The 23,889-nt window shown below is 53.7% G+C and carries 21 protein-coding genes; 19 read left to right on the forward strand and 2 right to left on the reverse strand.

The genetic code is table 11. From position 1 onward, the window contains the following. The first annotated feature begins 351 nt into the window (after positions 1-351). The 7 genes from KXG62_RS25520 (at position 352) to KXG62_RS25550 (ending at position 7,668) form a co-directional block, all read left to right on the forward strand. Positions 352-1,452 (forward strand): alanine racemase, encoded by a 1,101-nt coding sequence (locus KXG62_RS25520; RefSeq protein ID WP_218094855.1) that lies wholly within the window; start codon positions 352-354, stop codon positions 1,450-1,452. Positions 1,453-1,502: 50 nt separating this feature from the next. Continuing rightward, positions 1,503-1,898, forward strand: coding sequence for a RidA family protein (locus KXG62_RS25525; RefSeq protein ID WP_218094856.1), 396 nt, complete (start codon positions 1,503-1,505; stop codon positions 1,896-1,898). Beyond that, entirely contained in the window at positions 1,898-3,211 is a 1,314-nt protein-coding gene (locus KXG62_RS25530; protein ID WP_218094857.1) for a M20 family metallopeptidase, read from the forward strand. The genes KXG62_RS25525 and KXG62_RS25530 overlap by 1 nt, the downstream gene beginning before the upstream one ends. Positions 3,212-3,215: 4 nt before the next feature. Next, a complete protein-coding gene (locus tag KXG62_RS25535; protein ID WP_246627639.1) occupies positions 3,216-4,703 on the forward strand; it encodes a M81 family metallopeptidase in 1,488 nt (495 codons plus the stop codon). 24 nt (positions 4,704-4,727) lie between these two features. Then, on the forward strand, positions 4,728-6,065 hold the full coding sequence (locus KXG62_RS25540; protein ID WP_218094858.1) for an aspartate aminotransferase family protein: 1,338 nt from the start codon (positions 4,728-4,730) through the stop codon (positions 6,063-6,065). After that, the gene (locus KXG62_RS25545; RefSeq protein ID WP_218094859.1) at positions 6,049-6,807 is read left to right on the forward strand and encodes an SDR family NAD(P)-dependent oxidoreductase; all 759 of its coding nucleotides are present in this window, start codon (positions 6,049-6,051) and stop codon (positions 6,805-6,807) included. Before KXG62_RS25540 ends, KXG62_RS25545 begins: the two co-directional genes overlap by 17 nt. A gap of 75 nt (positions 6,808-6,882) precedes the next feature. Further along, the gene (locus KXG62_RS25550) at positions 6,883-7,668 is read left to right on the forward strand and encodes an IclR family transcriptional regulator (protein WP_218094860.1); all 786 of its coding nucleotides are present in this window, start codon (positions 6,883-6,885) and stop codon (positions 7,666-7,668) included. A 210-nt stretch (positions 7,669-7,878) separates the two neighbouring features. On the opposite strand, the gene KXG62_RS25555 is transcribed toward KXG62_RS25550, so the two are convergent. Continuing rightward, positions 7,879-8,790 (reverse strand): AraC family transcriptional regulator, encoded by a 912-nt coding sequence (locus KXG62_RS25555; RefSeq protein ID WP_218094861.1) that lies wholly within the window; start codon positions 8,788-8,790, stop codon positions 7,879-7,881. A gap of 268 nt (positions 8,791-9,058) precedes the next feature. Between KXG62_RS25555 and KXG62_RS25560 the strand changes: the two genes are divergently transcribed. Genes KXG62_RS25560 through KXG62_RS25580 form a run of 5 tightly spaced genes read left to right on the forward strand, consistent with a single transcriptional unit; the run spans position 9,059 to position 14,234 of the window. Further along, the gene (locus KXG62_RS25560) at positions 9,059-10,045 is read left to right on the forward strand and encodes a Gfo/Idh/MocA family protein (protein WP_218094862.1); all 987 of its coding nucleotides are present in this window, start codon (positions 9,059-9,061) and stop codon (positions 10,043-10,045) included. Between the two features lie 27 nt (positions 10,046-10,072). Continuing rightward, complete coding sequence (locus KXG62_RS25565) at positions 10,073-11,119, forward strand: Gfo/Idh/MocA family protein (protein WP_218094863.1); 1,047 nt, start codon at positions 10,073-10,075, stop codon at positions 11,117-11,119. A gap of 2 nt (positions 11,120-11,121) precedes the next feature. After that, entirely contained in the window at positions 11,122-11,988 is an 867-nt protein-coding gene (locus KXG62_RS25570; protein ID WP_218094864.1) for a sugar phosphate isomerase/epimerase family protein, read from the forward strand. 23 nt (positions 11,989-12,011) lie between these two features. Next, positions 12,012-12,920: a GNAT family N-acetyltransferase gene (locus tag KXG62_RS25575; protein ID WP_218094865.1), complete on the forward strand. Its 909-nt coding sequence runs from the start codon at positions 12,012-12,014 to the stop codon at positions 12,918-12,920. A gap of 27 nt (positions 12,921-12,947) precedes the next feature. Then, positions 12,948-14,234, forward strand: a complete 1,287-nt coding sequence (locus KXG62_RS25580; protein ID WP_218094866.1) for a hypothetical protein — start codon at positions 12,948-12,950, stop codon at positions 14,232-14,234. 581 nt (positions 14,235-14,815) lie between these two features. Here the strand turns inward: KXG62_RS25580 and KXG62_RS25585 are convergent. Then, on the reverse strand, positions 14,816-16,087 hold the full coding sequence (locus KXG62_RS25585) for a phosphodiester glycosidase family protein (protein ID WP_218094867.1): 1,272 nt from the start codon (positions 16,085-16,087) through the stop codon (positions 14,816-14,818). Between the two features lie 774 nt (positions 16,088-16,861). Here KXG62_RS25585 and KXG62_RS25590 point away from each other — a divergent pair. From KXG62_RS25590 to KXG62_RS25620, 7 genes are all read left to right on the forward strand, one after another. Then, positions 16,862-17,449 (forward strand): TetR/AcrR family transcriptional regulator, encoded by a 588-nt coding sequence (locus KXG62_RS25590; protein WP_218094868.1) that lies wholly within the window; start codon positions 16,862-16,864, stop codon positions 17,447-17,449. A gap of 13 nt (positions 17,450-17,462) precedes the next feature. Further along, positions 17,463-17,987, forward strand: a complete 525-nt coding sequence (locus KXG62_RS25595) for a hypothetical protein (protein ID WP_246627640.1) — start codon at positions 17,463-17,465, stop codon at positions 17,985-17,987. Positions 17,988-18,021: 34 nt separating this feature from the next. Next, the gene (locus KXG62_RS25600; RefSeq protein WP_218094869.1) at positions 18,022-18,663 is read left to right on the forward strand and encodes a peroxiredoxin-like family protein; all 642 of its coding nucleotides are present in this window, start codon (positions 18,022-18,024) and stop codon (positions 18,661-18,663) included. Between the two features lie 992 nt (positions 18,664-19,655). Further along, a complete protein-coding gene (locus KXG62_RS25605; RefSeq protein ID WP_218094870.1) occupies positions 19,656-20,459 on the forward strand; it encodes an AraC family transcriptional regulator in 804 nt (267 codons plus the stop codon). A 115-nt stretch (positions 20,460-20,574) separates the two neighbouring features. Next, positions 20,575-22,479: an FAD-dependent oxidoreductase gene (locus KXG62_RS25610; RefSeq protein ID WP_218094871.1), complete on the forward strand. Its 1,905-nt coding sequence runs from the start codon at positions 20,575-20,577 to the stop codon at positions 22,477-22,479. Continuing rightward, positions 22,476-23,492, forward strand: a complete 1,017-nt coding sequence (locus KXG62_RS25615) for an FAD-dependent oxidoreductase (RefSeq protein ID WP_218094872.1) — start codon at positions 22,476-22,478, stop codon at positions 23,490-23,492. Before KXG62_RS25610 ends, KXG62_RS25615 begins: the two co-directional genes overlap by 4 nt. 20 nt (positions 23,493-23,512) lie before the next feature. Continuing rightward, positions 23,513-23,878 carry a hypothetical protein gene (locus KXG62_RS25620; protein ID WP_218094873.1) on the forward strand — a complete coding sequence of 122 codons (366 nt, stop codon included), beginning with the start codon at positions 23,513-23,515 and terminating at the stop codon, positions 23,876-23,878. The last annotated feature ends 11 nt before the right edge of the window (positions 23,879-23,889 follow it).

The following is a 23,889-nucleotide window of genomic DNA, read 5'->3' on the forward strand; positions in this document are numbered from 1 at the left end:
GCTTGAAGGCATGCCGTTGCCCTCTACCGTAAAAGTTGCGATCACAACAAGACTCAACGTGGTCTTCGGTCAACTGAAAAGAGATAACGGCGGGGGCTGTGAAGGGATAAAATGGACGAAGGAAACAGCGACTATTTTTACTTCCAAAGATCATGCGCAATCTGCAATTGACTCAATCATCGGTAACATAAAGCGGTTGCTGAGGCAGTTGTTTATTGTTACTTAAATTTCCTGTACAAGAAAAATATTTCTTGATGTGAAATTTATGGTTGTGATACTATGATCGTGAAAAGCGTATTCCGCTCCTACGAGAAACCGGGATACACTCAAACCATTCCGGGAGTGAATCGAATGAGCTCCAATGAGCAGTGGGAATCTCCATCCGTCCTGATCGATTTGGACATTTTGGACCGCAACCTGAAGGAAACGGCAGCTTCGGCGGCTCGCGCCGGGGTGAAGCTTCGGCCGCACACGAAGACGCACAAGAGCGTATGGATCGCGAGTGAGCAGCTCCGGTACGGAGCGGCCGGTATTACGGTCGCCAAGCTCGGGGAAGCAGAAGTCATGGCAGAAGGCGGCATTAACGATATTTTGATAGCGTTTCCAGTCATTGGACAGTCAAAGCTGGAACGTCTAGGCCGATTGATGGAGAAGGCAAAAGTCACGTTGAGCACGGATGACGAAGAGGTAGCGCGACAGTTATCCTCGCTCGGCAGAAGCTTGAACCGAGACATCCCGCTGTATGTCGACGTGAACACCGGACTTAACCGGTGCGGCCGGGAGCCGGGCGAAGAGACGGCGGAGTTGGTTAAACAAATCGCTCAATTGCCTTACATACGCATCGCCGGGCTGATGACGCATGCCGGGCATGCATACGGCCATAACGATGCCAGCGGGATTCGCGAGGTTGCGAAGAAGGAAGCGGAAAGCTTGATTATGACGAAGCATAGGCTCGAGAAGGATGGGATCCCGATCGAGGAGATTAGCGTCGGTTCGACGCCGACCTCGAAATATGTCGCGGATATTGCAGGGTCCGGCGTGACGGAAATACGTCCGGGAGCTTACGTCTTTGGAGACGGCGGACAGTGGAAGATGGGACTGATCGGTCTCGATCAATTAGCGATGACGATTGCGGCGACCGTCGTAGGACGCCCGCGTCAGGGAACGATCATTATCGACGCGGGCTCGAAGACGCTCAGTAGCGACATGAATAAATATCACCCCGGATATGGCATTCTTTTGGGGCACGAAGGCGCAGTAATCGAAAGGCTTAGCGAGGAGCACGGCATCATATCGGTTCCAGACAACGAAGCGTTCAAGATCGGTCAAGAGGTTCGAATCGTACCTAACCATTGCTGCGTCGTGACGAACTTGCACGACAGGCTTGTCGGCGTTCGCAACGGACGGTTTGAGAAATGGTTACCCGTCGATGCGAGAGGGAAAGTGCAATAATCTTTTCGGCAATACATTCCATGTATCCTTATGAAGGGATTGGTTCACTCATGTCTATCGAAATCAAAGCTCCCCATGCACCGCAATTCCCGCTTCCTTTTTCCCATGCGCTTCGTGCGGGCGACTTCGTATACGTATCCGGACAAGTCGGAGTCGACCCGGAAACCCGCGAGCTCGTTGGGGACACGATCGAAGCTCAGACGAAACAGAGCGTCCGCAATATCGAAACGATTTTACAAGCGGCCGGCCTTACGCTCGACCACGTCATTAAAGTGAACACGCACCTGAGCAGCCTTAGCGATACTCCGGCTTACAACAAAGTATACGAAACGCTTTTCAATAAGCCCTATCCAACGAGAACGACCGTACAGAGCGGCTTGGGCAAATATTTGATCGAGATCGACGTGATCGCTTATGCGCCGACGCGCAGAGGAGAAGACGAATAGTGGACCGGGATCTCATATCCGAACGGATAAGGGGATGGATCGAAGGGCACAAGGATGAATCCACAACCTTGGCCTCGAATTTGGTCAGAATCCCGAGCGTCAATCATCCTCCGAACGGCAATGAATTCGCTTACCAATTGTTTTTTGCCAACCGGCTTCGGTCGATGGGGGCGATCGTGTCTGTCTACGAGCTGGACAGCGTCCCCGGATTGCGCGAGCATCCTGCGTTCATGAGCGGACGAAACTACGCGAACCGTCCGAATGTGCACGGAATGTTCCCGAGCAAGAGAGGAGGAAGATCACTCGTTTTCTCCGGTCATGCCGATACGGTATATGAAGGCGTGGAACCTTGGCAGGATGGACCTTTCAATGGAACGATCCGTGACGGCAAGCTGTTCGGACGCGGTTCGTACGACATGAAGGGCGGCATGGCGGCCGCGCTCGAAGCGGTCAGGTGCCTGAACGAATGCGGCATACCGCTGAACGGAACCGTGTATATCGAAAGCGTCGTCGACGAGGAGCACGGCGGGGCGAACGGAACGCTGGCCGGGAGGCTCATGGGGATCAACCCGGACATGGCCATCATTCCCGAACCGACCAATCTCGTGCCGTATTCGGGGCATTTGGGAGGAGGCATTTGGAAAGCGGAGTTTTCCGGGAAAAGCGGAATCGGATTCAATGGAGAAGTGCTTCTCAGCGCATTGGACGCCACCGTTTCGTTTGCCATGCTGCTGCAAAAATTCAAAAGGCGGCTGAATGAACATGTGGAGCCTCATGCGCTGTGGAGCCATACGGACAGAGGCATCGATGTTGTCGTGCTGTCCATCTTATCGGGCGACACGAAGCGCGAGCTCCAGGAAAAGCTGCCGGCCGACGGCAAGCTGAATTTTTGGATCGAAGGCTATCCGGGCATGACGGAACGGCAAATTATCGGCATGCTGCAGGAATTTTACGAAAGCGAGCTGCCAAACTTCCCGATTTTGGAAAAATGCCGCCCTCAGCTTACTCCGCTGATTCGCTATTTGTCTGGGAGTGAGATGGGAGCGGGAGAACAGACGGATCGATTCCTCGATTCCGTCAAACGGGCGGGAACGATCGCGCTCGAAAGGGAACCTGCGCCTCCGCAAGGAGCGCCATTCGCCTGCGACGGCTTTATGTTCAACTTATACAGCCCGACGCCTGCACTCGTGCTCGGCCCGTCCGGGGCGAACGCCCATGCCGCAGACGAGCATATGGATTTGGACAGCTATACTAAGCTGATCCGTTGGTATGCGGAAATAATGGTCGATTGGTGCGGCGTGGGAGGAGAGTGAGACTGTGGATCATTCGATATCGAATCAACCGAAGAAGGCAATCGGCGTCGTAGGTGTCGTCCACGAGACGAACACGTTCGCTCCGGGGATGACGGGGATGGATGCATTTATGGACGACTGGATCGTCGGGAAGGACGCGTTTATCGACCGCTATTCGGGTACCAAAACATCAATGGGCGGCGTCATTGATGCTTCGAAGGAGCTCGGACTGGAACTGCGCCTAGGCTTGTACACTCAAGCGACGCCGAGCGGCATGGTGACCGATGAGGCGTTCGATGTGATCGCAGACGGTCTTGTGAATTCGGTAGATCGCAGTATTGATGGGTTGGTCGTCATTTTGCACGGCGCGATGGTCGCGGTTTCGTACCGTGACGCAGAAGGGGAAATATTGCGCAGACTCCGCGCTAAGTTCGGCAGCAGCCTCCCGATGGCGGTGACGCTTGATTTGCACGCCAACGTCAGTCCGACCATGGTCGACTTGTCCGATCTGATCGTCGCTTACGACACGTATCCGCACGTGGATATATTTGATCGCGCGGTGGAAGCGGTCCGCCTGCTGAAGCGGCAGCTTGACGGCGAAATCAAGCCCGTCCACAAGCTGGTCCATACGCGAATGCTTGTCCCTCCACAGGCGATGCTAACGGATTCCGGGGCGATGAAAGAATTGATGGATCTCGCCTTCGCGCTGGAAAAAGAGCCCGGCGTGCTGAACATTTCGGTGGCCGGAGGATTTCCGTACAGCGATGTCGCGGATGCAGGGATGTCGATCGTCGTGACAGCGGACCGCGACACGGCATTGGCGGAGCGATGTGCGGAGCGGATGCGGGCGGCGGCTTGGGAGCGCAGGGAACGGTTCATGGTCCGGCAGGCCGAGCCGGCCGAGGCGGTCGCGATTGCGCTGCAGCATGCGGAAGGCCCTATCGTCCTGACAGAAAGCTCCGACAACGTCGGCGGCGGATCTCCGGCGGATTCGACGCATCTGCTACCGTTTTTGCTGGAAGCGCCGAAGACGAGCCTGATGGTCCTTTGCGATCCGGAAGCGGTTCGGCTCGCGGCCAAGCTTGGCATCGGCGCGGAGCTGCGCTGCGCTGTCGGCGGGAAAACCGACGGATTGCATGGCGAACCGGTCCCCGTAACGGGGACGATCCGCACGTTGTTTGACGGCAATTACACCCATATCGGCGCATATATGACCGGCCAGAACGTAAGAATGGGATTGACCGCGGTTGTCCAGTGCGGCAATGTAACCTTGATATTGACGGAAAAACGGGTCGCTCCGTGGGACCCGGGCCATGTTAGGTCCGTCGGACTGTACCCCGAACAATATCACATCATTGTGGCCAAATCGGCGCTTGCTTGGAAGACGGCGTTCGGAGACGTGGCGAAGCTGGCGATCGACGTCGATATTCCCGGATGTTGTTCGGCAAATATGCAGCGATTCCGTTATGAAGCGCTGAACCGGCCAATATACCCGCTCGACGCGATTGAATAGCGGACAATAGGAGAGGAGAACGAAATGAGATCCTACGAAAAATCCCGCGGCAAGCTGACGGAGGCGAGACAAGTATTGGCAGGCGGCGTGGCAAGCACACTCCGCGGCTCGATGAAGCCGACGCCGTTGTACGCCGAATCCGCATCCGGAGTCATCGTCAAGGATATGGACGGCAATCAATATATCGACTACTTGCTTGCCTACGGCCCGCTGATCTTGGGTCACGCTCACGCCGGCTTCAACGAAAAAGTAAGCCGCGCGATGGCCAAAGGTATTACGTACGGCTTGCAGCACGACGGGGAAATCGAGTTGGCGCGGCGTTTGACGGAACTATTACCGTGCGCCGACAAAGTCGCGCTCAGCGGATCGGGCACGGAAGCAGTCATGCTGGCGCTGAGGCTTTCCCGCGCTTTCACCGGCAAACGCAAAATCGTCCGGTTCCACGGCCATTATCATGGCTGGTCGGATTCGATCTTTACTTCGTTTCCGAGCCCGGACATGATGCAGACAGCGACGTCCGCCGAGGTGGACAACGTGCCTCCCGGCACGAAAGGGCAGAGCGAGCTGAGCTTGCGGGACGTAATCCTGCTGCCTTGGAACGATCCGGAAAAGCTGGAATCAACGCTGCGCGCTCACGCCGGCGATATTGCAGCCGTCATCTCCGAGCCGGTCATGTGCAATTCGGGATGCATTATGCCCCATCCGGGTTATCTTGAGAAAATGCGTGAATTAACCCGTGAGCTGAACATCGTATTCATTCTCGACGAAGTCATAACAGGCTTCCGATTAAGTCCGGGAGGCGCTCATGACCGTTTCGGCATTATGCCCGACTTAGTTACGGTCGGCAAGGCTCTTGGCGGCGGCATCGCGCTTAGCGCCGTAGGAGGCCGTAAGGACATTCTCGGGCTGATCGATTCGGAGCAGGTCAGCCATCTCGGGACGCTGAACGGCAACGGTGTCGCGATGGCGGCCGGAATGGCAGTGCTCGACCATTTGACGGAAAACGGCGGTGCCGTGTTTGGCAAGATGGAGCATACCGCAATTCGGTTAGCGAACGGTATCCGCGATCTGTTCGGCAAACACGGCATCTCCGGGGTCGTCAACCAGATCGGGCCGGTATTCCATATGATGTTTATTCGCGAAGCCGCAGTGACTCATTTCGATACGTTCCAAAAACGCGATGCGGCCAAATACGCGAAATTCGCCGAGCTGATGCTGGATGAAGGCGTCCTAGTCCGCCCGAACGGACTGTGGTACATTTCCGCCGTACATGAACCGGAGCATATCGAAGCGACGCTAACGGCGATCGACCTCGTATTTTTCCGGCTGAAGGAGGCCGAATCGGATGAGACTATCGGGTAAAGTCGCTATGATTACCGGAGGTTCGCACGGAATCGGGCAGGCGGTCGCGATCCTGTTCGCACGGGAAGGCGCCAAGGTCGCCCTTTGCGGCAGAGGGAAAGCGGCGCTTGACGAGACGGTGAAACAAATCGTGGAAACCGGCGGTGAGGCGTTGGCGTACGAGGCCGATGTGTCCGACAAAGCACAGGTTGACCGTTTTGTCGACGGCGTCGTCGGGCGATGGGGCCGCATTGATATCGCGGTCAATAACGCCGGTATTTGCGAAATCGCCTCATTCCTGGACATTGCCGAAGAGCAATGGGACCGTCACATGAACATCAACCTGAAGGGCGCGTTTCTTGCCAGTCAACGTGCCGCCCGTGAAATGGTGCGTCAAGGCGGTGGCGGTTCGATCATCCAAATGTCGAGCGTCAACGGCATCCAAGCCGAAGCCGGTCAGGCACACTACAATACGACAAAGGGTGGAATGATTAATTTGTCCATGTCGATGGCGCTGGAGCTTGCGGTCCACGGCATTCGCGTCAACGCGCTTTGTCCGGGCTTTATCGAGACAAGGCTCACAAAGCCGCTGATCGATAACCCGCCGGCGATCGCCGATTATTTACGAACCGTACCTATGAATCGGGTCGGACAACCGGAAGAAATCGCATCCGCGGCCTTGTTTCTCGCTTCGGACGAATCGTCCTATATGACCGGCACGTGCATGGTTGTCGACGGAGGCCAGCTGATCAAGCTGTCGTGATCCGAGTCATTATTCGGATGACAAATGAGGAATGTACGGCTTATTGCAAGAAATGCGAGCAGGAAAGGAGCAGGCATGAAAGAAACAGAGAAGCTAACCGCAACCGCTACCGTAAAATCCGCCGACCGGGTGCTCGACATCTTTGAATTATTTGCCGACCGGCACGAGCCGCTTAATTTGTCGGAGATTTCGCGGCAGCTCGACCTCCCCGCAAGCAGCGCGCACAAGCTGCTGCAAAACTTGCTTGCCCGCGGATACTTGGAAACGGACAAACAAGGGAAAACGTTCCGTCTCGGGTACAAGCTGTTCGAAATCGGCAGCAAATATGCCGGGCGGACCGATATGGCCGAGGAATTTCAATATGTTGCGCTAAAAATGGTCGACGAGCTGAATGAATCGGTATTCATGACGATCCGTAACGGAGAGATGGCGCTCTATGTGGCGGAAAAACAAAGCACGCACCCGGTTCGTTTCGTATCCCACCTCGGCATGCAGCTCCCGCTTCACGCTACGGCGATGGGCAAAGTGCTGCTGAGCGGAATGACGGACGAAGAGATTCACACGCTGTATCCGGACAAACAACTTGGCCGTCTTACGGAAACGACCGTTACCGACTTCGGTGAATTGATGGAGCAGATCGGGCGAATCCGCGTCGAGGGCGTGGGATACAGCATGGGCGAATCGGTTCATGGCGTCCGCTGTGCAGCCGCTCCGATTTATGGGGCGCCGCACAAAATTACGGCGTCACTCGGCGTTTCGATGCCCGAGGCGAGGTGGGATCCGAAATTATGGGACCGCATCGTGCAGGCAGTCAGTTTGGGGGCTAAAGAAATCAGCATGAAGCTGTATTACGCCCGATAAGCGGCGGTTTTCTGACGAGCCGAATATTAGCCGCTGAAGCAGGGAGACGACGGGACGGTAAGAATCGAGGACCGAAATAAGGGTGATCGAGAAGCCCGGCCCGCCCGAATTCGCACCCCAATAACTTGTTTTGTAAAAGAAATGCTTCTCCGAGAGGGCGAAAAAGGAACCTAAAAGGTTCCTTTTTCGCGCCTTCTCGGGGATTATGATTTACATTTGGGCCTTCATCGTCTTCAAATATTCCGAAGGAGTCATGCCCGTCGCTTTTTTGAATTGGCGCGAAAAGTAATGGATGCTCGAATAGCCGAGCTGCTCGGCGATTTCCGTCACGTTGCTCGTTTCCTCGCGAATATGCTGCTTCGCCCGCTCGATCCTCAGCCGCCCGACGTACTCTGTAATACCGCAGCCCGTATGCTCACGGAAAATGGCGCGCAGTTGCGTCTTGCTTAGGGCGAATTCGGCACATAGCCGGTCGAGCGGCGGGTGATCCGACATATGGGCTTCCAAATAATCGACGATCCGGCGGACAAGTTCCCGATCCCCTTTTTCCTTCGTTATGGAGGACAGCTTGGGCTTCGGCGTCTGTTCCCGATTGTTGCGGATGAGCCGGATCAACAGCGCCTCCAAATAAATTTTAATCATCTGCTCCGCTCCGAATTCTGGCTTTTCCTTCCGGGTGAGCGGATGCTTCGGTTTTTTGGGCGGATGGGCGTGCGGACCGACGATCGGCATCACGAAGAGCTTGTTTCCTTCCTCAATAAGCTGCGAGAGCAGCAGGCGCTCGTCGTTGCCGAGCCGCAGCATTTTATGGGAGAAGAAGCGCATCGCCGAAGACTGGCAGTCGAATGATATGATGAATATATTCGGCGGCGTTTTCCGGTTGCATCTCAGGCTGTGGAACTCGTTCGGCGTATAGAATACCATGTCGCCCTGCTTCAAATGGAACGTGGAGAAGTCGGTCGTAATCTCGACCTCGCCTTTGTCCACGTATAAAAACTCCCAAAAATTATGCTGCTCACCGAGATAAACGTAATCTTTGTTCAGCTCATTGTAATGGAACGAGTATATTTTATTGATGCTGATTTGTTCCTTCAGCCTGATGTGCCGGTATCTATTGCTCACGCTTCTCACCCTTTCGAAAGTTGCGTAACGAACTTTACCGTTTCACCCGCTGCGAGCAGTACGATTTTGTACATATTGTAACATAAAAATGGCTTATATAATGGTAGACGTCAATTGAATCCCGGATATCGCATTGCTTCAATAAAGTGCAAATGCTTTGACAAAAGTGCAAATTTTACGTCGTTTTTGCCAAAGATTTTATGAAAGAGCACCATTATGATTACAGAAAAGCAAACGTTTTCTACTTTATGGAAGGAGAGGAATGATCTTGAGTAAAATTCGTACGGCGGTAGTCGGCCTTAACATGGGGCTGGAACACGCACATGCCTACAAGCTGGCAGAGCGTTCGGAGCTTCGCTGGGTCGTCGATCTGGACGAGGAAAGGGCAGCAAAAGTTGCTGAAGAGCTAGGGTGCAGCTATACGACGGATTGGACCAGCATTCTTGATGACGTTGATGCAGTAAGCCTGTGCACGCCGCATCATCTGCATGCGCCCCAAGCGCTGCAGGCGATCGCCGCCGGAAAGCATGTGCTGCTCGAGAAGCCGCTCGCGAACTCCGAACAAGACTGTATGAACGTCATCCGGGCCGCGGAAGCGAAAAACGTAACGCTTATGCTTGCCTTCGTCGTCCGGTTCCTGCCGGCGATTCGGAAGCTGAAGGAGGCGGTAGATAGCGGCCAATACGGCAGGCCGGTCAGCGCGCAAGGCTGGGTTGAGGCGTATTTAAACCCGGTACCGGGAACGTGGTTTGCAAGCAAAGAGAAGCTCGGCGGCGGCGTATTGTTCAGCCACGGCTGCCATTACATTGATATTCTGCTTTATTTGCTCGGCGAGCCGGCCCGGGTATCCCACTTCGGGACGCGGGTCGGAACCGAGTGGATGGAAGGGGAAGGTACGTCGCACGGCATCATCGAATTCAAGAGCGGGGCGCTGGCGCACCTCGTCAGCAGCTGGGGAATGAAATACAAGAAAACGCCGGCGAAGTTCCAACTCCATATGACCGAAGGCATGCTCGAGCTGGACAACAGCATGTGGAAGGTGCTAGCCGTTTCCAAGAGCGGGACCGAAACATTGTATGAACGCCCCAAGGAATATCCGGTTCGCCCCGGGCAAAACGTTTTATTCGAAATCGAGCATTTCCTGGAAAGCATCGCGACCGGGCGGCGGCCGGAAACCGACGGCCACGAAATATTGAAATCGCATCGGACGATTTGGGCGATGTACGCTAGCCTTGGCGTTCCCGTCAATCTATAAAGGAAAGCGAACAGGAGGTTATAATCGATGACGATCAAAGTCGGCATTATCGGATGCGGTTTGATGGGCTCGCTCCATGCGCGTACGCTGCATGCTTTGCCGGGCGTGCAGGTCGCAGCGGTGCATAACCGCACCCGTGAGAAAGCGGAGGCGCTGGCCGCCGAAGTGGGAGCGACGGTATTCGATTCGTACGATATGCTGCTAGCTCAAGATTTGGACGCAGTGTGGGTGGCGACTCCCGATCATTTGCATGTGGACGCGTCCATTGCCGTGCTTGAATCGGGCAAGCATCTGTTCCTCGAAAAAGCGCTCGCCACCTCGGTGGCCGACGGCGCGAAAATCGTGGAGGCCGGGGCGAAACGGCCGGAGCTTAAGGCGATGGTCGGTTACCCGCTGCGCTTCGCTCCCGCCTATCTGGCGATGAAAGAAGCCGTTTCGCGCGGCGACGCCGGCAAGCCGATTCAAGCATGGTCGATGCGTACCCATTTTCTGGATCCCAATCAACAGGTGTATGACAAATACCGAGACCATTACTACGATACGCCGAGCTGGTACTTCAACGAGGCTGATGCGAAAGGCCCCATATTTTCCCACGGCTCGCACGACTATGATCTGCTGATGTGGATGTGCGGCGAAATCGAATCGGTATTCGCATACGGCGGCACGTATATGCTTCCGCCAGGTAGCGCCGCCGACGCCTTCACTGTATCGCTGCGTTTTGCAAATGGGGGGATCGGCCAAGTCAGCACGCCTTGGGTTACCCGCGTAGAGTACGACATCACGGGCGTCGCGACGGAGAAGTTGACCGTCGTGAACAACAACGGACAAGTGCTGGTAAAAGACGACAACGGTCCCGAACGGAAAACATCGTTCTCCGATAACGACATGTGGGTTCGGCTGAACGGGCATTTCATCGATTGCATCTGCTATAACAAACAGCCGCTCATCTCTTTAGAAGACGGATTGCGGGTCATCGCCGTATCCGAGGCGGCTTATCGTTCCTTGAAGGAACGGCGCGAAGTCGCAGTTGACTATTCCGTGCTGGGCGCGTCGCGGGCTGGAGGCGGGGAATGACCATGAAGCCGAGAATTAAGCTCGCCTGCATGACTTGGATTTATAATAAGTATCCGTTCGAACGAGCGTTGGAAGGTATTGCCCGGGCCGGCTACCGGTACGTTTCGTTCGGTTTGCCGCACGAAGGGAAACGAGCGTTCGACGATGGTGCGCAGGGGGAAGCCGAAAGAATCGCCGATCTGTTGGATCGTAACGGCTTGCGGCCGGTTACGCTCGTCAGCACCGACGTTCTGGCCCCGACTCAGCCGATCGAGCTGGCTAGGCGGCGGATGGACTTTGCCCGCACGATCGGCGTGGAAGAGCTGTTGTCACTCGGGACGACCAGCTACAAGAGGTTTCCCGATGAGCCGCTCACCGACGATGAGATGAAGCCGATCAACGAAGCGTTTGCGGCCAAATTTCGCCAAATCGGAGAGGAAGCAGGGAAACGGGGGCTGATGGTGACGATCAAGCCGCATACGGGCAACACGGCTGCAGCTAATGTCATTGCCGATACGCTTAGGACCATCGGCTCCCCGTATGTAAAGGCATCTTACGACCCTGGTAACGTGCGATTTTATGAAGGCATTGAGCCGGTTTCCGACTTTCATGTCATCGCAGAGCAAACGATTTCGTTTATCGCCAAAGATCATCGCGGTGACCGGGCGGAGTCGAATTTCCCGATTCCGGGGGAGGGCGACATCAATTTCCCTGCGATGTTCGGTATGCTTCATGCGTCCGGATTTACAGGACCCGTCGTCGTTGAACGCCTTGACGGAGAGAACGGCGCCTATGGCGTGAACATCGAAGCCGCAGAGCTGGACAGGCAGATCACTAAAGCTCACGCCAACCTGGTACGGATGCTGGAAGATGCCGGATTTGAAGTATAGATTGCAGCATGGGGGGAGTGCGAGTGAAACCGTCTACGGTACGGGAATCCGTTGAAATCCGGCGATTGGCAGACTGCACGTTCAGACAGGCGGTTGAGCTATGGAACCTCGGTTTTGCCGGTTACTATTCGGATATGACGCTAACGCTGGATAAGTTCATAGCCAAGCTGGGAAGCGAATGGATTCGTCCGGAATTGTCAGTCGCCGCTTTCATTGGTGGCGAACCGGCCGGCTTTGTGCTCGTTGCCGTGAAGGAGGTTGACGGCGTTAACCTCGCCTGGAATGGCGGTACTGGCGTCCATCCGGCTTATCGGGGAAAGGGACTGGCAAAGCTTCTGATGCGGGAAGCGGTCGCGGCGATGAAAGAAGGCGGGGCGGAAACCGCCTTGCTGGAAGTCGTGCAAAAAAATGCCGCCGCCCTGGCAGCTTACGAAAGCGCAGGGTTCCTGGTTTGCGACGAGCTGATCGGCATGAAGCGGATGGGCGCACTTAACGGCATTTCGTCGGTTCAACCCTACGCGGCAGAAGCGTATTCGACCGTACGGGCGAAGCTGCAACAAATCGCCAAGCTGCCGTTCTTCCGACACGAAACGGCCTGGACTTCGGCCTGGTTTAATTTGAAGGACGGCGAAGGCATCGTCGTCCTCGACCAGGAAGGCGTTATCGGCGCCTATGTGCTGGTCCGGAAGACGTATGGGGAAAACGGAGAGCTGCAGGGGGTCACGTTATTCCAATGCGCGGCCGATTCGTCCCGTCCCGACCGGAAGGAGCTGCTCTGCGCGGTGCTTGCGGAAGCTTTTGGTCCTTCGGACGAAGCGTGCCAGAGGAGCGTCAGCAACTTGTCCATGTCTGATCCGGCCGTAATCGAATGGCTCGAAGCCGCCGGTTTTGAAGCCGTTTATACGCAATATTTGATGATCGCAAAGCTCTGACCGATATCGAATGGAGGAGGACAACCAATGATCCGTTGCGGAATGGCCGAAGTGGATATCACTCCGGTGCTTGGCAGTGAGATCCCCGGATATTTCGGGCCGCGTTTGGGGAGCGGCATAAAAGATCCGTTAGTTGCGAAATCGTTGGTCGTGGAAAAGGACACCGGCATTGCCGCCATCATTGTCCTCGACTCGATTTCCGTTCCGAGGGAGACGGTGCAAACGATACGCAAGCTGGTGGGAGATGCGGTTCGTATCGAACCGGCGGCCATTTTCGTTTCCGCCACGCATACCCATACGGGTGGTCCCGTATCGACGGGCTTGGGCTGTATCGAAAATCCGGCTTATCTGGAATGGCTCGCGCAAAAGGCCGCCGACAGCGCCATTTTGGCGTATCATACCCGCAAAGAGGCAAGGATCGGTTTCGGCCGGGGCCATGAGGCGGACATCGCATTCAACCGTCGATATTTCATGAAGGACGGCACATTCCGCACGAATCCCGGCATCGGCAATCCGCTCATCGACCGGGCGGCCGGCCCGATCGACCCAGAGGTACTGGTCATGCGGATCGACGATGCGGATGGGGATCCAATCGGTATCGTTACGAATTACGCCTGTCATACGGACACTGTCGGCGGGTCCGAATACTGCGCCGATTATCCGGGCGAGCTCAGCCGGTTCGTCAAAAGGACGCTTGGCGATCAAGCGGTCAGCCTGTTTCTTCTTGGAGCATGCGGCAACATCAATCACATCGACGTATCCGGGAAGCGAAAAAAGGCTGTCGATCATTATCGCTGGATGGGACGTATCCTGGGAGCGGAGGTCGTCAAAGTCCGGGAAAAAATCGATGTCAGCGGCGAAGCCCTTATAAAAGCTGTTAGCGGTTTTTTTACCGTGGAACTGCGGAGCCCGACAGCGGAAGAAGCGGAAGCGGCTGGGATTGTTCTTCAACAGGGGACGAGCGATGTTCGAGAAGCCACATACGCGCATGAAATATTGAAGATCATGGAAGAATGTCCGACAGCCTCAAGAGAAGTGGAAGTTCAGGCATTGCGGATCGGCGAGCTTGTGGTCGTTGGCCTGCCCGGCGAAATATTCGTCGAGTTCGGATTGGACGTCAAGAAGCAATCTCCTAGTGCTTATACGATGATCGACACGATGTGCAACGGAACCATCCGGGCTTACATATGTACTCGAGAGGCGCATCGTCAGGGCGGTTATGAACCGAGGATGACGTTCCGTAATCGTTTTCCCGAAGAGACGGGCGAACGCCTGGTGGAGCTCGCCGTGGAGCTGCTTAATCGGTTGAAATAATACGGTAGCATCCAAATGTAGGTGTCGGTGTCATAGGCGGCCTTGATGCGTTCCCACGAAATGATTCATTCTTCTCACTCAGACTGATGATGTTGCAGGACTTGGTGTTGAATTTAGCAGTAATGCCATGCTTTTGAGCGTTCTCTTGGGATGGAGGCTGCGTCAAAGCGACAAAAGCACCATTAGATTTTATTCAAGGCATGTTGGAGCATGAAAAAGCATCAACCCCCAGATTTACGCCCGACTACGAGGGGAACGCCGGCGAGAACTCTAACGTCGTTCCTTTTAAGTTCGTAGCGGCGTGTGTCATATTGAAGCTACCGTTTAACTGTGGCCGGAGAAGGAATTCGATTATATAAAGCTTAAAGATGTTGACCAGGGAACTCACAATGGACTTTTTTGAAGGGGAAGAACTTATCTCAGTGGTGTCAATCTTCAAGAAGTGGTTATAGAGCGGCCGGTAATATAATATGCTCGTCTCGTGAATAGAAACGCCCCGCTGGATTTCAATCCAGGGGGCGTTATGCTATTCACGGGTTGCATTGTGCAGTTCGTGGAGAGATTACACATTCTCGTCCGAGTCAGTCGCGGACAAACACGCCGATCCCGTTGGCTACTGCGCGCTCGGACCCGTCGGACGGCGCGTTCCGTATGGTCGCCGCCGGCGCCTTTGGCTGCCGCGTGACGAGCGTCGACGAGCCGCCACCGTCCAGGTTGACTGCATTGGCAGCGCCGAACGTCTGCATTAGCACAGCCAGCTCGCTGACGGTCATGCCGACGCTGTTGGCTGTCCGGCCGTCGACCACGGCTAGGTACACCTGCTTGCCGTCGGCGCTGACCCCTGCCGACGTTCGTGGCGCCAGCGCCGGGTCATCCATACCGGCTAACAGCTGGCCGTCCCGGAGAATCGGAAAACCGCCGACAGCAAATAAGAAGCGCGGATGGTCCTCGGCGACGAGACGGTAGCTGACCTTCACCTTGTCGCCTGGCTGGAGTTGTCCGAGAATAGCGGCTCCTTGCTCCCGGCCGACCAACACGACCGTATCGTTCGGGATTGCACCGGCGCCAGGCTGGCTGTACACAGAAGTGACGACGCTGTTCCGCACGGTGACCTCCTTCGTCTCGGCGCTGCAAGGAGCGCTCCGACTCGCGTCGGAGCCGCAGGTCGGCCGGACCCGGGAAGCAGTCCCCCAGTCGTGGTTATACACGCCGATGCCGCCTTGCGGCAGTGCATATTGATTGAGTCCGTTAATGGCGATCCGGCCATCCTTGGTCTTCAGCTCACCGTTTAAGGCCAGGCTGGATACCCGGGCCCGACCGTCGACGCCGAGGCCGAAGACATCCCGGGTGGACGTGCCGTCAGGGAGCTTGGGGCCGAAACGCTGCTTGTTTGGCACCGCGAACTTGAGGGATTTGCCACCCGTAATTTCCGGTCCGACTGCGGAGTTGGTCGGCGCAACGCCGGCATGCGTCTCGCTGACGTTGAAGAAGTCACCGTTCACCCCGGCGACCGCGCCCTGCCTGCCAACCATCTGCGAAATACGATCCTTCTTGGCCACTGCATCCGGGTGCAGGAGCTCAAGCGAGACTTTCGGGTTGCGCAAATCCACGTTCACCAGATGACCGGAGGCCGAGCCGTGCGACGTGGTGAGCTGGAACGACCGGTAGATCACGCCTGGGGCGATCGTTTCGGGGGCGGAGAACCAGACGCCATCGGCCGGATCGGAAACCGCAGCATAAGCCGCTTGCGGCAAGGCGTCGGCGTTGACGTTGATGGCGCTAACCAGCGCGGCACCCAAGGCAACCAGGGCAATCCAACTTGCTTTCTTCCTCGCATTTCTTCTTGAGATCATTTCATTCTACCTCCTTGGTTCATTTAGAATGATAGACTGGTAGATTCTCTTAAGATGATTATTCCATTATATACCGGTATACAGAAAATATGGTAATTATAATTTCTCTAATGTCGGTTTGGCGATCCTACATTTATACGAGGTTTGAGAAACACAAAGGCTCCTTGGTATGATGTTAATGGGTTCCAGATGCTTACCAGCGAACGGATCCAAAACAAACCAAGAAGACTACAAGATGAATTCTACTCAAAACATCAAATCACTTCTTCAACGCTTATTATCGGTGTCGGCATTGCAAAATTTAAACATGTGGCTGTGTATCTATGAGAAATTTCGAAAAGCTTCAAACAGAACAACAAATATCTTTACGAAGTTAAGTTGATCAAAATAAGGTTCTTTCATCCGACAAGTGTCGGGTGACAAGAACCTTATCCCATTCCCGGCATAACAACGGGCCCACATGTTGAGTGAGTTTAAGCCTTGTCGATTATCCCGACAAAAATTTGGCCATTATCCCTGTCGAGGACTGACCGTATTTTGAGAAGGTACAGGCTGGCCACCCGACAACATGCCAAGCGCTATCCCGAAATGGAAGCAAGTATGGGCTCACATCCTGAAAGCATACGTGAGATAAATCCTTAATACTGAGGGACGGAGAACGATAGTTGGGACTCAAGTTGAATAGTCCAGCGGCATTCTAGGGCATTTGTGCCCAAGAATGCCGCTATAACTATAAAATTTGACAACCTACCTACCACATGGTAGTCTAATGGTATGAAAAATTTACTTACCACCTCCGATAACATTCTGGCTTGTGCGCGTAATCTGATCGTCGCTGGCGGCTACAACGGTTTTAGTTATGCCGACATCGCTGATGTGGTTGGGATTCGTAAGGCTAGCATCCATCATCATTTCCCTAGCAAGGTCGATCTGGTCCGAACGTTAGTTGCCCGGTATCGGAAAGAAGCTGAAGCAGGTATGGCGAATATCGAGCTTCACGTATCCGATCCGCTCGAACAGCTTCGGTCCTATGCTGGTTATTGGGAAGCCTGTATCGCGGACGCCAGCGCTCCTTTTTGTGTCTGTGCGTTGTTGGCAAGCCAGCTCCCGGTCCTGCCAGAGGAAGTTGCTCTAGAGGTCCGGGCGCATTTCAGCTACCTGTCCGCGTGGTTGACATCTGTGCTGGAGCGCGGTGCGCGGCACGGGCGACTTCAACTGATGACTACCCCTCATACGGAGGCCGAAACGTTCATGGCGATAGTTCACGGCGCGATGCTTTCGGCGCGGGCTTATGGCGATCCGAAGATATTCGGCGTCGTAACAAGCCCGCTCTTGGAGCGACTCGCTTCGAGATTCCCTTGAGCTGAAAGCCGCGATGGCGATGGTTGCAGTTATGTTCAAGATGAAAGGGGTGCATACGCTCAGCAGCTTGCCCGCCATTCCGCTGGCATTATACATGTTTGCTCGCTACGGACGGATAGTGCCTCGGTCAAAGCCTGGTGTCGTCTACTTCTGTTCGATGCTGATTGGCGCTATCACAGTATTCCCCATCGCACATCAGTCGGTCAGTTATGTCATTGGAGCCGCAACGATCCTGCTGCTGCTCGCCGGATACGGCATAGGGCGTATTTCGAGCTTTGAGCGTTCAGGCAAGTACCTAGAAACAATCTTCCTTAGCCTGACGGCGTTTCTGCTGATGTTGCCGACCGTTACCGAAACCCTGACCCGTGTTCCGAACGGCCACCCCATAGTCGCTAATTTGAATTCGCCTATTCTATTCGGCGCTCAGGGCATTCTCTTCGTCATTCTCATCGTTGGCCTATCAGCCCAAATCATCCATTTGCGAAGGCAAAACAGGCTCGCGGCATTCACCTCGCCAGCCGAGATGACTGCCGAATGAAGTATTATGAACTAAGAAAAAGGAGCTACAAGACATGTCATTAACTCAAGCTTTAGCGGAAGCCAAACAGGAATTTATCGCGCATACCCCTTTGGAGATTCAAGCGGAGATGTTTCGTCAGATCCGTGAGCAGCAAGAATCTGGTTTTGCTTACGGCCGACAGGAGGGGCAGAAGGCAAAGGATTTTATACTCAAGAATGCTTTGGGAGAAACGATTAGTCTTTATGAAGAACTGTCCAAAGGACCTGTTGTCCTGACTTTCTATCGGGGCGGATGGTGCCCGTTCTGCAACAGTCAGCTTAAGGCCTATCAGAAGGTACTGCCGGACATCGAAGCCCTTGGGGGCCAGTTGATCGCGATCAGCCCGCAAAGCCCTGACAACACGCTTTCCCAGCAGGAGAAAGAAGGGCTGACCTTCCAAGTGCTTAGCGACACACACGGTCTCGTGGCCGCATTCTATAACATTCTTTACGACGTTCCAGATTACATTAAGAACATTATGAAACAAATTGGCATGGACTTGGCGGAATACAACGCGACGAACCGCTGGATCCTGCCGATTCCTTCCACCTTTATGATCGACGAATCCGGCATTATCCGCTCAGCCTACGTGAATCCGGACTTTATGCAGCGGTTGGATCCGGAGAATATTCTGCATGAATTGAGAAAGCTTTAATTGTCGACTCAACTTTCTCAGCTTCAAACATAGCCTAACCCTTGAAGCACAGTATGCATAGAAGCGAAATAATTCTTGTCTCTTTACAGAAAAACACTCTGTAATCGGCCACCTGGGCTAATAACAGCCAACATTTCATAAAGAACCATCTTATATGGCAGACACGTTACGCTAACGAAGACGGTAGTTCAATGGGGTAATGCTGAGTCGAAGCTATAGAAATGTATCGTAGAAGTCCTTGTTATTCAAGGGCTTTTTATTTTTGGAAGCATAAGCATGCAATATGTAGGATCATAAATTTGTCGTGCCTTTCAAATGCCTTAATATAGCGGGATTTGAGTAATTTCATTTGTTTTATTGGTTCAGAACTGGAGACACTTGCGGACATATCAAGGTGTTTTCATTATAATGATCCGGTAAATTCAACTGTTAATTTGTACTCTTGGCATATTAACATATCACAACGGTGCAGGATCGATCCTACCGACGTACAGCGCAAGTTGAATTTATAATAAAGTCGTTTAAATTTGATAATAAAATTGTTTAAAAACGGCTATCGCCGTAACGGGCAACAACAGGTAAAGGCATTCGTCAAGAACAACAACTTGAAGACCATCGAAGACGTACAGTCTGCACTGAAGGAGCTGTTTGCTGAGACGCTGCAATCGATTGCTGGAGGCTAGCCCTGTCATTCCTTCGTCACATCTAACAAAAGAGTGGAGGTTGGTCTAACGGAACGGATCCTTGTTTTTGGAGCAATTAAGAGATAAGCGGTTTTCCATAGAGGGAGATTTGCTCAATTAAAATTGAAAAACAGACTTATATGCTTGTGAGAGATGTTATAATTTGTAAGATGGTGATTGGCGTTATGAATGAACAGATTTAGCTCAGCAGACACTACATAAGGCCGCTGCGTGATTGATCTGGTGGCCCAGTTATACGCTAATAAACGAATAGTACAAATTTCCGCAGCTGAAAAGGTGAGAATGCGTATGGATATGCTCAATATTCAGACGATTTGCTTAAGATCGCATCTGTACTGTGAAAGAATCGGAAAGTTCAAGTATTCCAGCCAGCAGACACCGTTTTGGGTTATGTTTGGGGTGGAAGCGGGGGAATTTCGCTATACGATTGGTAATGAAACGGGGATTGCAACCGCTGGTGATTTGATTTACTGCGCTCCACAGCACCAGTTTTATCGCGAGTTGCTCACTCTTTCCGTCGTGCTGCATTATGTATTGTTTACCTTTGTGGACGAGGACGAAGTTCCACCTCTTCCGACTTATAAGATATGTCCGACGGATGAGCGCAGACTACAATCGAATTTTGCCTATTTGCGCAAACTGCATTATGTAAACGATACGTATGGCATCGCACGCAAGCAATGGATTGTAAACGACATTTGGCAGTTGGCTTGCGATGAATGGTTATTGGGAACGAGCAGGTTTACCGAAGGGGAATTGTTTGATTCGGAGGATGAACTGATGAATCGCGCCGCCGCATGGCTAACGCAAAAAGCGCTAACCCCATTCAGCATGAAAGAAATTTCCACTCAGTTGCATTTGAGTCCGTCGCAGTTTACGTTGCGGTTTCGTAGAGCGTTTCGCAAGACGCCTTCCGAACTGGTCCGATCACTGCGTATTCGCAAAGCGGCCAGCTTGCTGCTGGAAACAGAATGGACGCTTGATGAGATTGCCAAACGTTGCGGATACGACAACGGTTTTTACTTGAGTCGTGTTTTTACGGAATCTATGCATATGAGTCCTTCTGCTTATCGGCAGCAGCATCGCGTGTAAGAAAAAATAAAGTACATGCTATTTCGGTGATATCTGTATGTTCAATGGGTTGTCTCCATTATATGATGAGGGCAGCTAGACAGAATCAACTCAGCCAGACGGAGGGAGAGAGGAAATGGACACATTGGAAACAGATGTGCTTGTAGTTGGCGGAGGTACAGCCGGAGTGATGGCAGCTATCGGCGCAGCCGAGGAAGGCGCGCGCGTCGTTTTGGTGGAACGCGATAATATGCTAGGCGGCGTAGGGGTTTGTGCCGGAGTGCATTTTTATTACTACGGCAGTCTCGGCGGCATTCAAAACCGCGTTGACCGGCAGGTTCGCGAACTGAGCAAACTGACGGCAGGCAAAAGCAAAGGGTTTCATCCCGAATGGAAGGGGCTGGTGCTGACCGATTACATGGAGCGACTGGGCATCCGCATTGTTTATGACGCGGTAGTTGCACAAATGAACATGGATGGAAATAAAGTGCATGGTGCACTAGTCGAGACGGCGACGGGTCAACTGCAGGTGAAGGCGAAGGTTACGATTGATTCTACAGGGGACGGAGATATCGCTTACTTGTGCGGAGCCGACTTCACGAAGGGACGCGCTTGGGACGGAGCGTTGCATACGTATTCGCTCGTTCCTCGTTATGTTGATGATGAGAAGGTGCTGCGTTACAAAAATTTTGATGTCGGCTGGGCGGACACGCTGGACTTGCGAGATTTGTCCCGAGCGTATCGCACTGGTCGCCGGACGGCATGGCGATACGAGGAGACGCCTGAAAACACGCATTATACGACGGTCGGACCGCAGCTGGGCGTGCGTGAAGGGAGATACATTGTCGGGGAATATGTACTGGGCCAGGATGATTTGTTGCTGGATCGTCGGTTTGATGATGTAGTGATGCAATGTTTCTCTCATCACGATACCCACGCGTTCGATTACGCCAATGAAAGCGAGTTAACGCAAATTTATATTGCTGTGCTCGGGATGCGCAAGGAAAAGTTCGGCGGCGACGTGCCGTATCGTTGCTTTGTGCCAAAGCGAATTGAAGGTCTTCTGATCGGCTGTCGCGCGCTATCGCAAGATCGCGATTGCGGGATGGCGCTGCGAATGCAGCGCGATATACACAAGGTTGGAGAGGTAGCCGGAGTCGCTGCCGCTCTCAGTGTAAGGGAAGGCGTATTGCCCCGTAATGTAAATGTGCAATCCTTGCAGCACAGACTCGTTGAGCGCGGTGTGCTGCAGGCGGAAGATTTGCAGCGGGAGAGCGAGCCATGGATGATTTTCGAGGGAGAGTCAAGGGATGAAAGAAAGCGCTTACTCGAGCGATTGTCTCCACTTGAAATGGCGGAGCAGTTGATTTCACATTTGGGTGGCCCCGAGGAAGATACTGCTTTGTGGTGGATGATCCAATTGGGCGAACCGTGTATCGAGCCGTTGCTTCAGCAACTGCCGAGCGCTACTGGCGCCAAGCGTCGAGGCATCGCGTTCGCGCTTGGGCTGCTGCGTCATCCGGCCGGTATTCCCGTATTGGCAGAGACGTTCCGCAGTAAAGATGCTGCAAAAAAGCCGGATCCGCTTACGTGCTCCGAGGAGCGCTTTATTGCCGCTCTGATTTTGCTGACCGTGATGCAAAGCGATGCCGTGATAGACGATGCGGTGCAAATTCTGGGTTCGGAGCGCAAAAGCTCGCACCTGCTCTTTATCCTGCAATACTTCATCCGCATTTCGCCAAAGATGTCTGTCGAGCAAAAAAAACAAACGGCCGAAGCGGTGCTCGCCTTATTGCAGCGGCCTGATCTTGGAGACGATTTTATTGTTAAAGGCTCACACGGGATCACGCCAACACTAGGGAAAAGTACATCGATGAAATGGGGAATCGAGTTGAGCGCAGCGTACCTTCTGGAATTGCTCGGCCATCGCGGCAAGGCGATTTTGGACAACTATCTGAAAGATGAGCGTAAATATGCGGTCAATGCGGCTGAGCTAATGCTTGCACGTCTGGCAAATCCGGAAGGAAGTGCGTCCGTATGAATACATTGAGGGAAACCGAAGGCGGAGAATTTGACGTGGTCATTGTTGGCGGAGGCATTGCCGGGCTGGCAGCAGCGCGCACAACCGCAAACCAAGGATTGAAGACAGCTGTTATTGAATCCTCAGGTGCCTTGGGACGCGAGATTGGGAGAGCGAGAAGTATGTTCGTCGACCTGGAGCGGCATTCGCATGGTTCGGCGACACTTGCTGCCTGGATGAATGGTTTGCGCGATAAGAAAGGATGGTTTCCGGACGGGGGGGCGGATACGTGCTGCTCGGAAGTAGTGTTCGACGATTTGCTGGAGGAAGCCGGTGTGGATGTATGGTTTCAGGTGCTGCCGGCGCATCTCCTGACAGTAGACGGAGCAGTGAACGGCATTCGCATTGCCTCGAAAAACGGTTATACTCTTTTGCGCACGCCTCTCGTTATTGATGCTTCCGCGGAAGGCAAAATTGCTCGTGCCTGGTATGAAGAAAAGCCGGCTCAAGCGCAGGGAGGGGCTATCCATGTACTTTACAATCATGTGGATCGCGCTGTGTCGTGTCCGGAAGAACTGACGTTGCAGCTGCCGCATTTTGGCGAGGTGACGGTACGGTGCCGACCCACGTTTTGGCCTGGGGAGTGGCGAGTGTCGTTTTACACCACGAGTGCATTGTCGCGGCATGAGTATGCATTGCTGGTCAAATCCGCACTGGAGCCGCTTCATCAGCAGATCGCCGGATTAGGAGAGGCGGTACTGTCGCATGTTGCCGGCGATGCATGGACAGCGCCGGGCTTCGCATTGCAGGCGAATGGGGCAAGTCCCGCGATAGCCGCCACATGCACAGACGGGAAGCGTGAACATGTCATTCAGCATGGCGCGCTGTACAATGAACAGGTTCTCAAGGGACTGGTGCTGGCCGGCGGTTGGCTGGAGCCTTTTCCTTATGATATCCGGGATGAAGAACGAACGATCATTCAATTGGCGCAGCTGGGAGAGGCGGCCGCTCAGTTAGCAGAAACGATAAGCTGATAAATGATGATCAATCTATAATGAGTTTACTTCAACCTGCGGGGGAAGAAGGGGGGGGATCGCGTTGCGCAATTCAGGTCGAGCTTTCGACATCCAAGGAATCGCAGCTGATTCAAAGCCGCAGCGGGCGCATTTCTGCTTCGGGCGATCCGGAGGTTATCCGGCAATTCGATCAAGATATTCCGCAGTTGCGTAACAAAAACTTGTCGGCGATTTTCGATTATCCATTGACTCGGGCTATTGAGTACACCATCTACGATACAGACATATTGTCGGTATTGCGCGGGATACCCAAAGAAATCGCCGTCAATAAAAAAGATGTGAATACGGCGTTGCGGGAGGCGCAGGAGCGGGCGGAGATTAAACTGGCAGAGTTGGCTAAGTAGCCTATAACGAA

The organism is Paenibacillus solanacearum (assembly GCF_910593845.1).
Taxonomy (GTDB): domain Bacteria; phylum Bacillota; class Bacilli; order Paenibacillales; family NBRC-103111; genus Paenibacillus_G; species Paenibacillus_G solanacearum.

Coding starts and splice junctions, on each gene's coding strand:
- KXG62_RS25520 (WP_218094855.1), top strand. CDS start 352: ATGAGCTCCAATGAGCAGTGGGAATCTCCATCCGTCCTGATCGATTTG.
- KXG62_RS25525 (WP_218094856.1), top strand. CDS start 1,503: ATGTCTATCGAAATCAAAGCTCCCCATGCACCGCAATTCCCGCTTCCT.
- KXG62_RS25540 (WP_218094858.1), top strand. CDS start 4,728: ATGAGATCCTACGAAAAATCCCGCGGCAAGCTGACGGAGGCGAGACAA.
- KXG62_RS25545 (WP_218094859.1), top strand. CDS start 6,049: ATGAGACTATCGGGTAAAGTCGCTATGATTACCGGAGGTTCGCACGGA.
- KXG62_RS25550 (WP_218094860.1), top strand. CDS start 6,883: ATGAAAGAAACAGAGAAGCTAACCGCAACCGCTACCGTAAAATCCGCC.
- KXG62_RS25565 (WP_218094863.1), top strand. CDS start 10,073: ATGACGATCAAAGTCGGCATTATCGGATGCGGTTTGATGGGCTCGCTC.
- KXG62_RS25570 (WP_218094864.1), top strand. CDS start 11,122: ATGAAGCCGAGAATTAAGCTCGCCTGCATGACTTGGATTTATAATAAG.
- KXG62_RS25580 (WP_218094866.1), top strand. CDS start 12,948: ATGATCCGTTGCGGAATGGCCGAAGTGGATATCACTCCGGTGCTTGGC.
- KXG62_RS25585 (WP_218094867.1), bottom strand. CDS start 16,087: ATGATCTCAAGAAGAAATGCGAGGAAGAAAGCAAGTTGGATTGCCCTG.
- KXG62_RS25590 (WP_218094868.1), top strand. CDS start 16,862: ATGAAAAATTTACTTACCACCTCCGATAACATTCTGGCTTGTGCGCGT.
- KXG62_RS25595 (WP_246627640.1), top strand. CDS start 17,463: ATGGCGATGGTTGCAGTTATGTTCAAGATGAAAGGGGTGCATACGCTC.
- KXG62_RS25600 (WP_218094869.1), top strand. CDS start 18,022: ATGTCATTAACTCAAGCTTTAGCGGAAGCCAAACAGGAATTTATCGCG.
- KXG62_RS25605 (WP_218094870.1), top strand. CDS start 19,656: ATGGATATGCTCAATATTCAGACGATTTGCTTAAGATCGCATCTGTAC.
- KXG62_RS25610 (WP_218094871.1), top strand. CDS start 20,575: ATGGACACATTGGAAACAGATGTGCTTGTAGTTGGCGGAGGTACAGCC.
- KXG62_RS25615 (WP_218094872.1), top strand. CDS start 22,476: ATGAATACATTGAGGGAAACCGAAGGCGGAGAATTTGACGTGGTCATT.
- KXG62_RS25620 (WP_218094873.1), top strand. CDS start 23,513: ATGAGTTTACTTCAACCTGCGGGGGAAGAAGGGGGGGGATCGCGTTGC.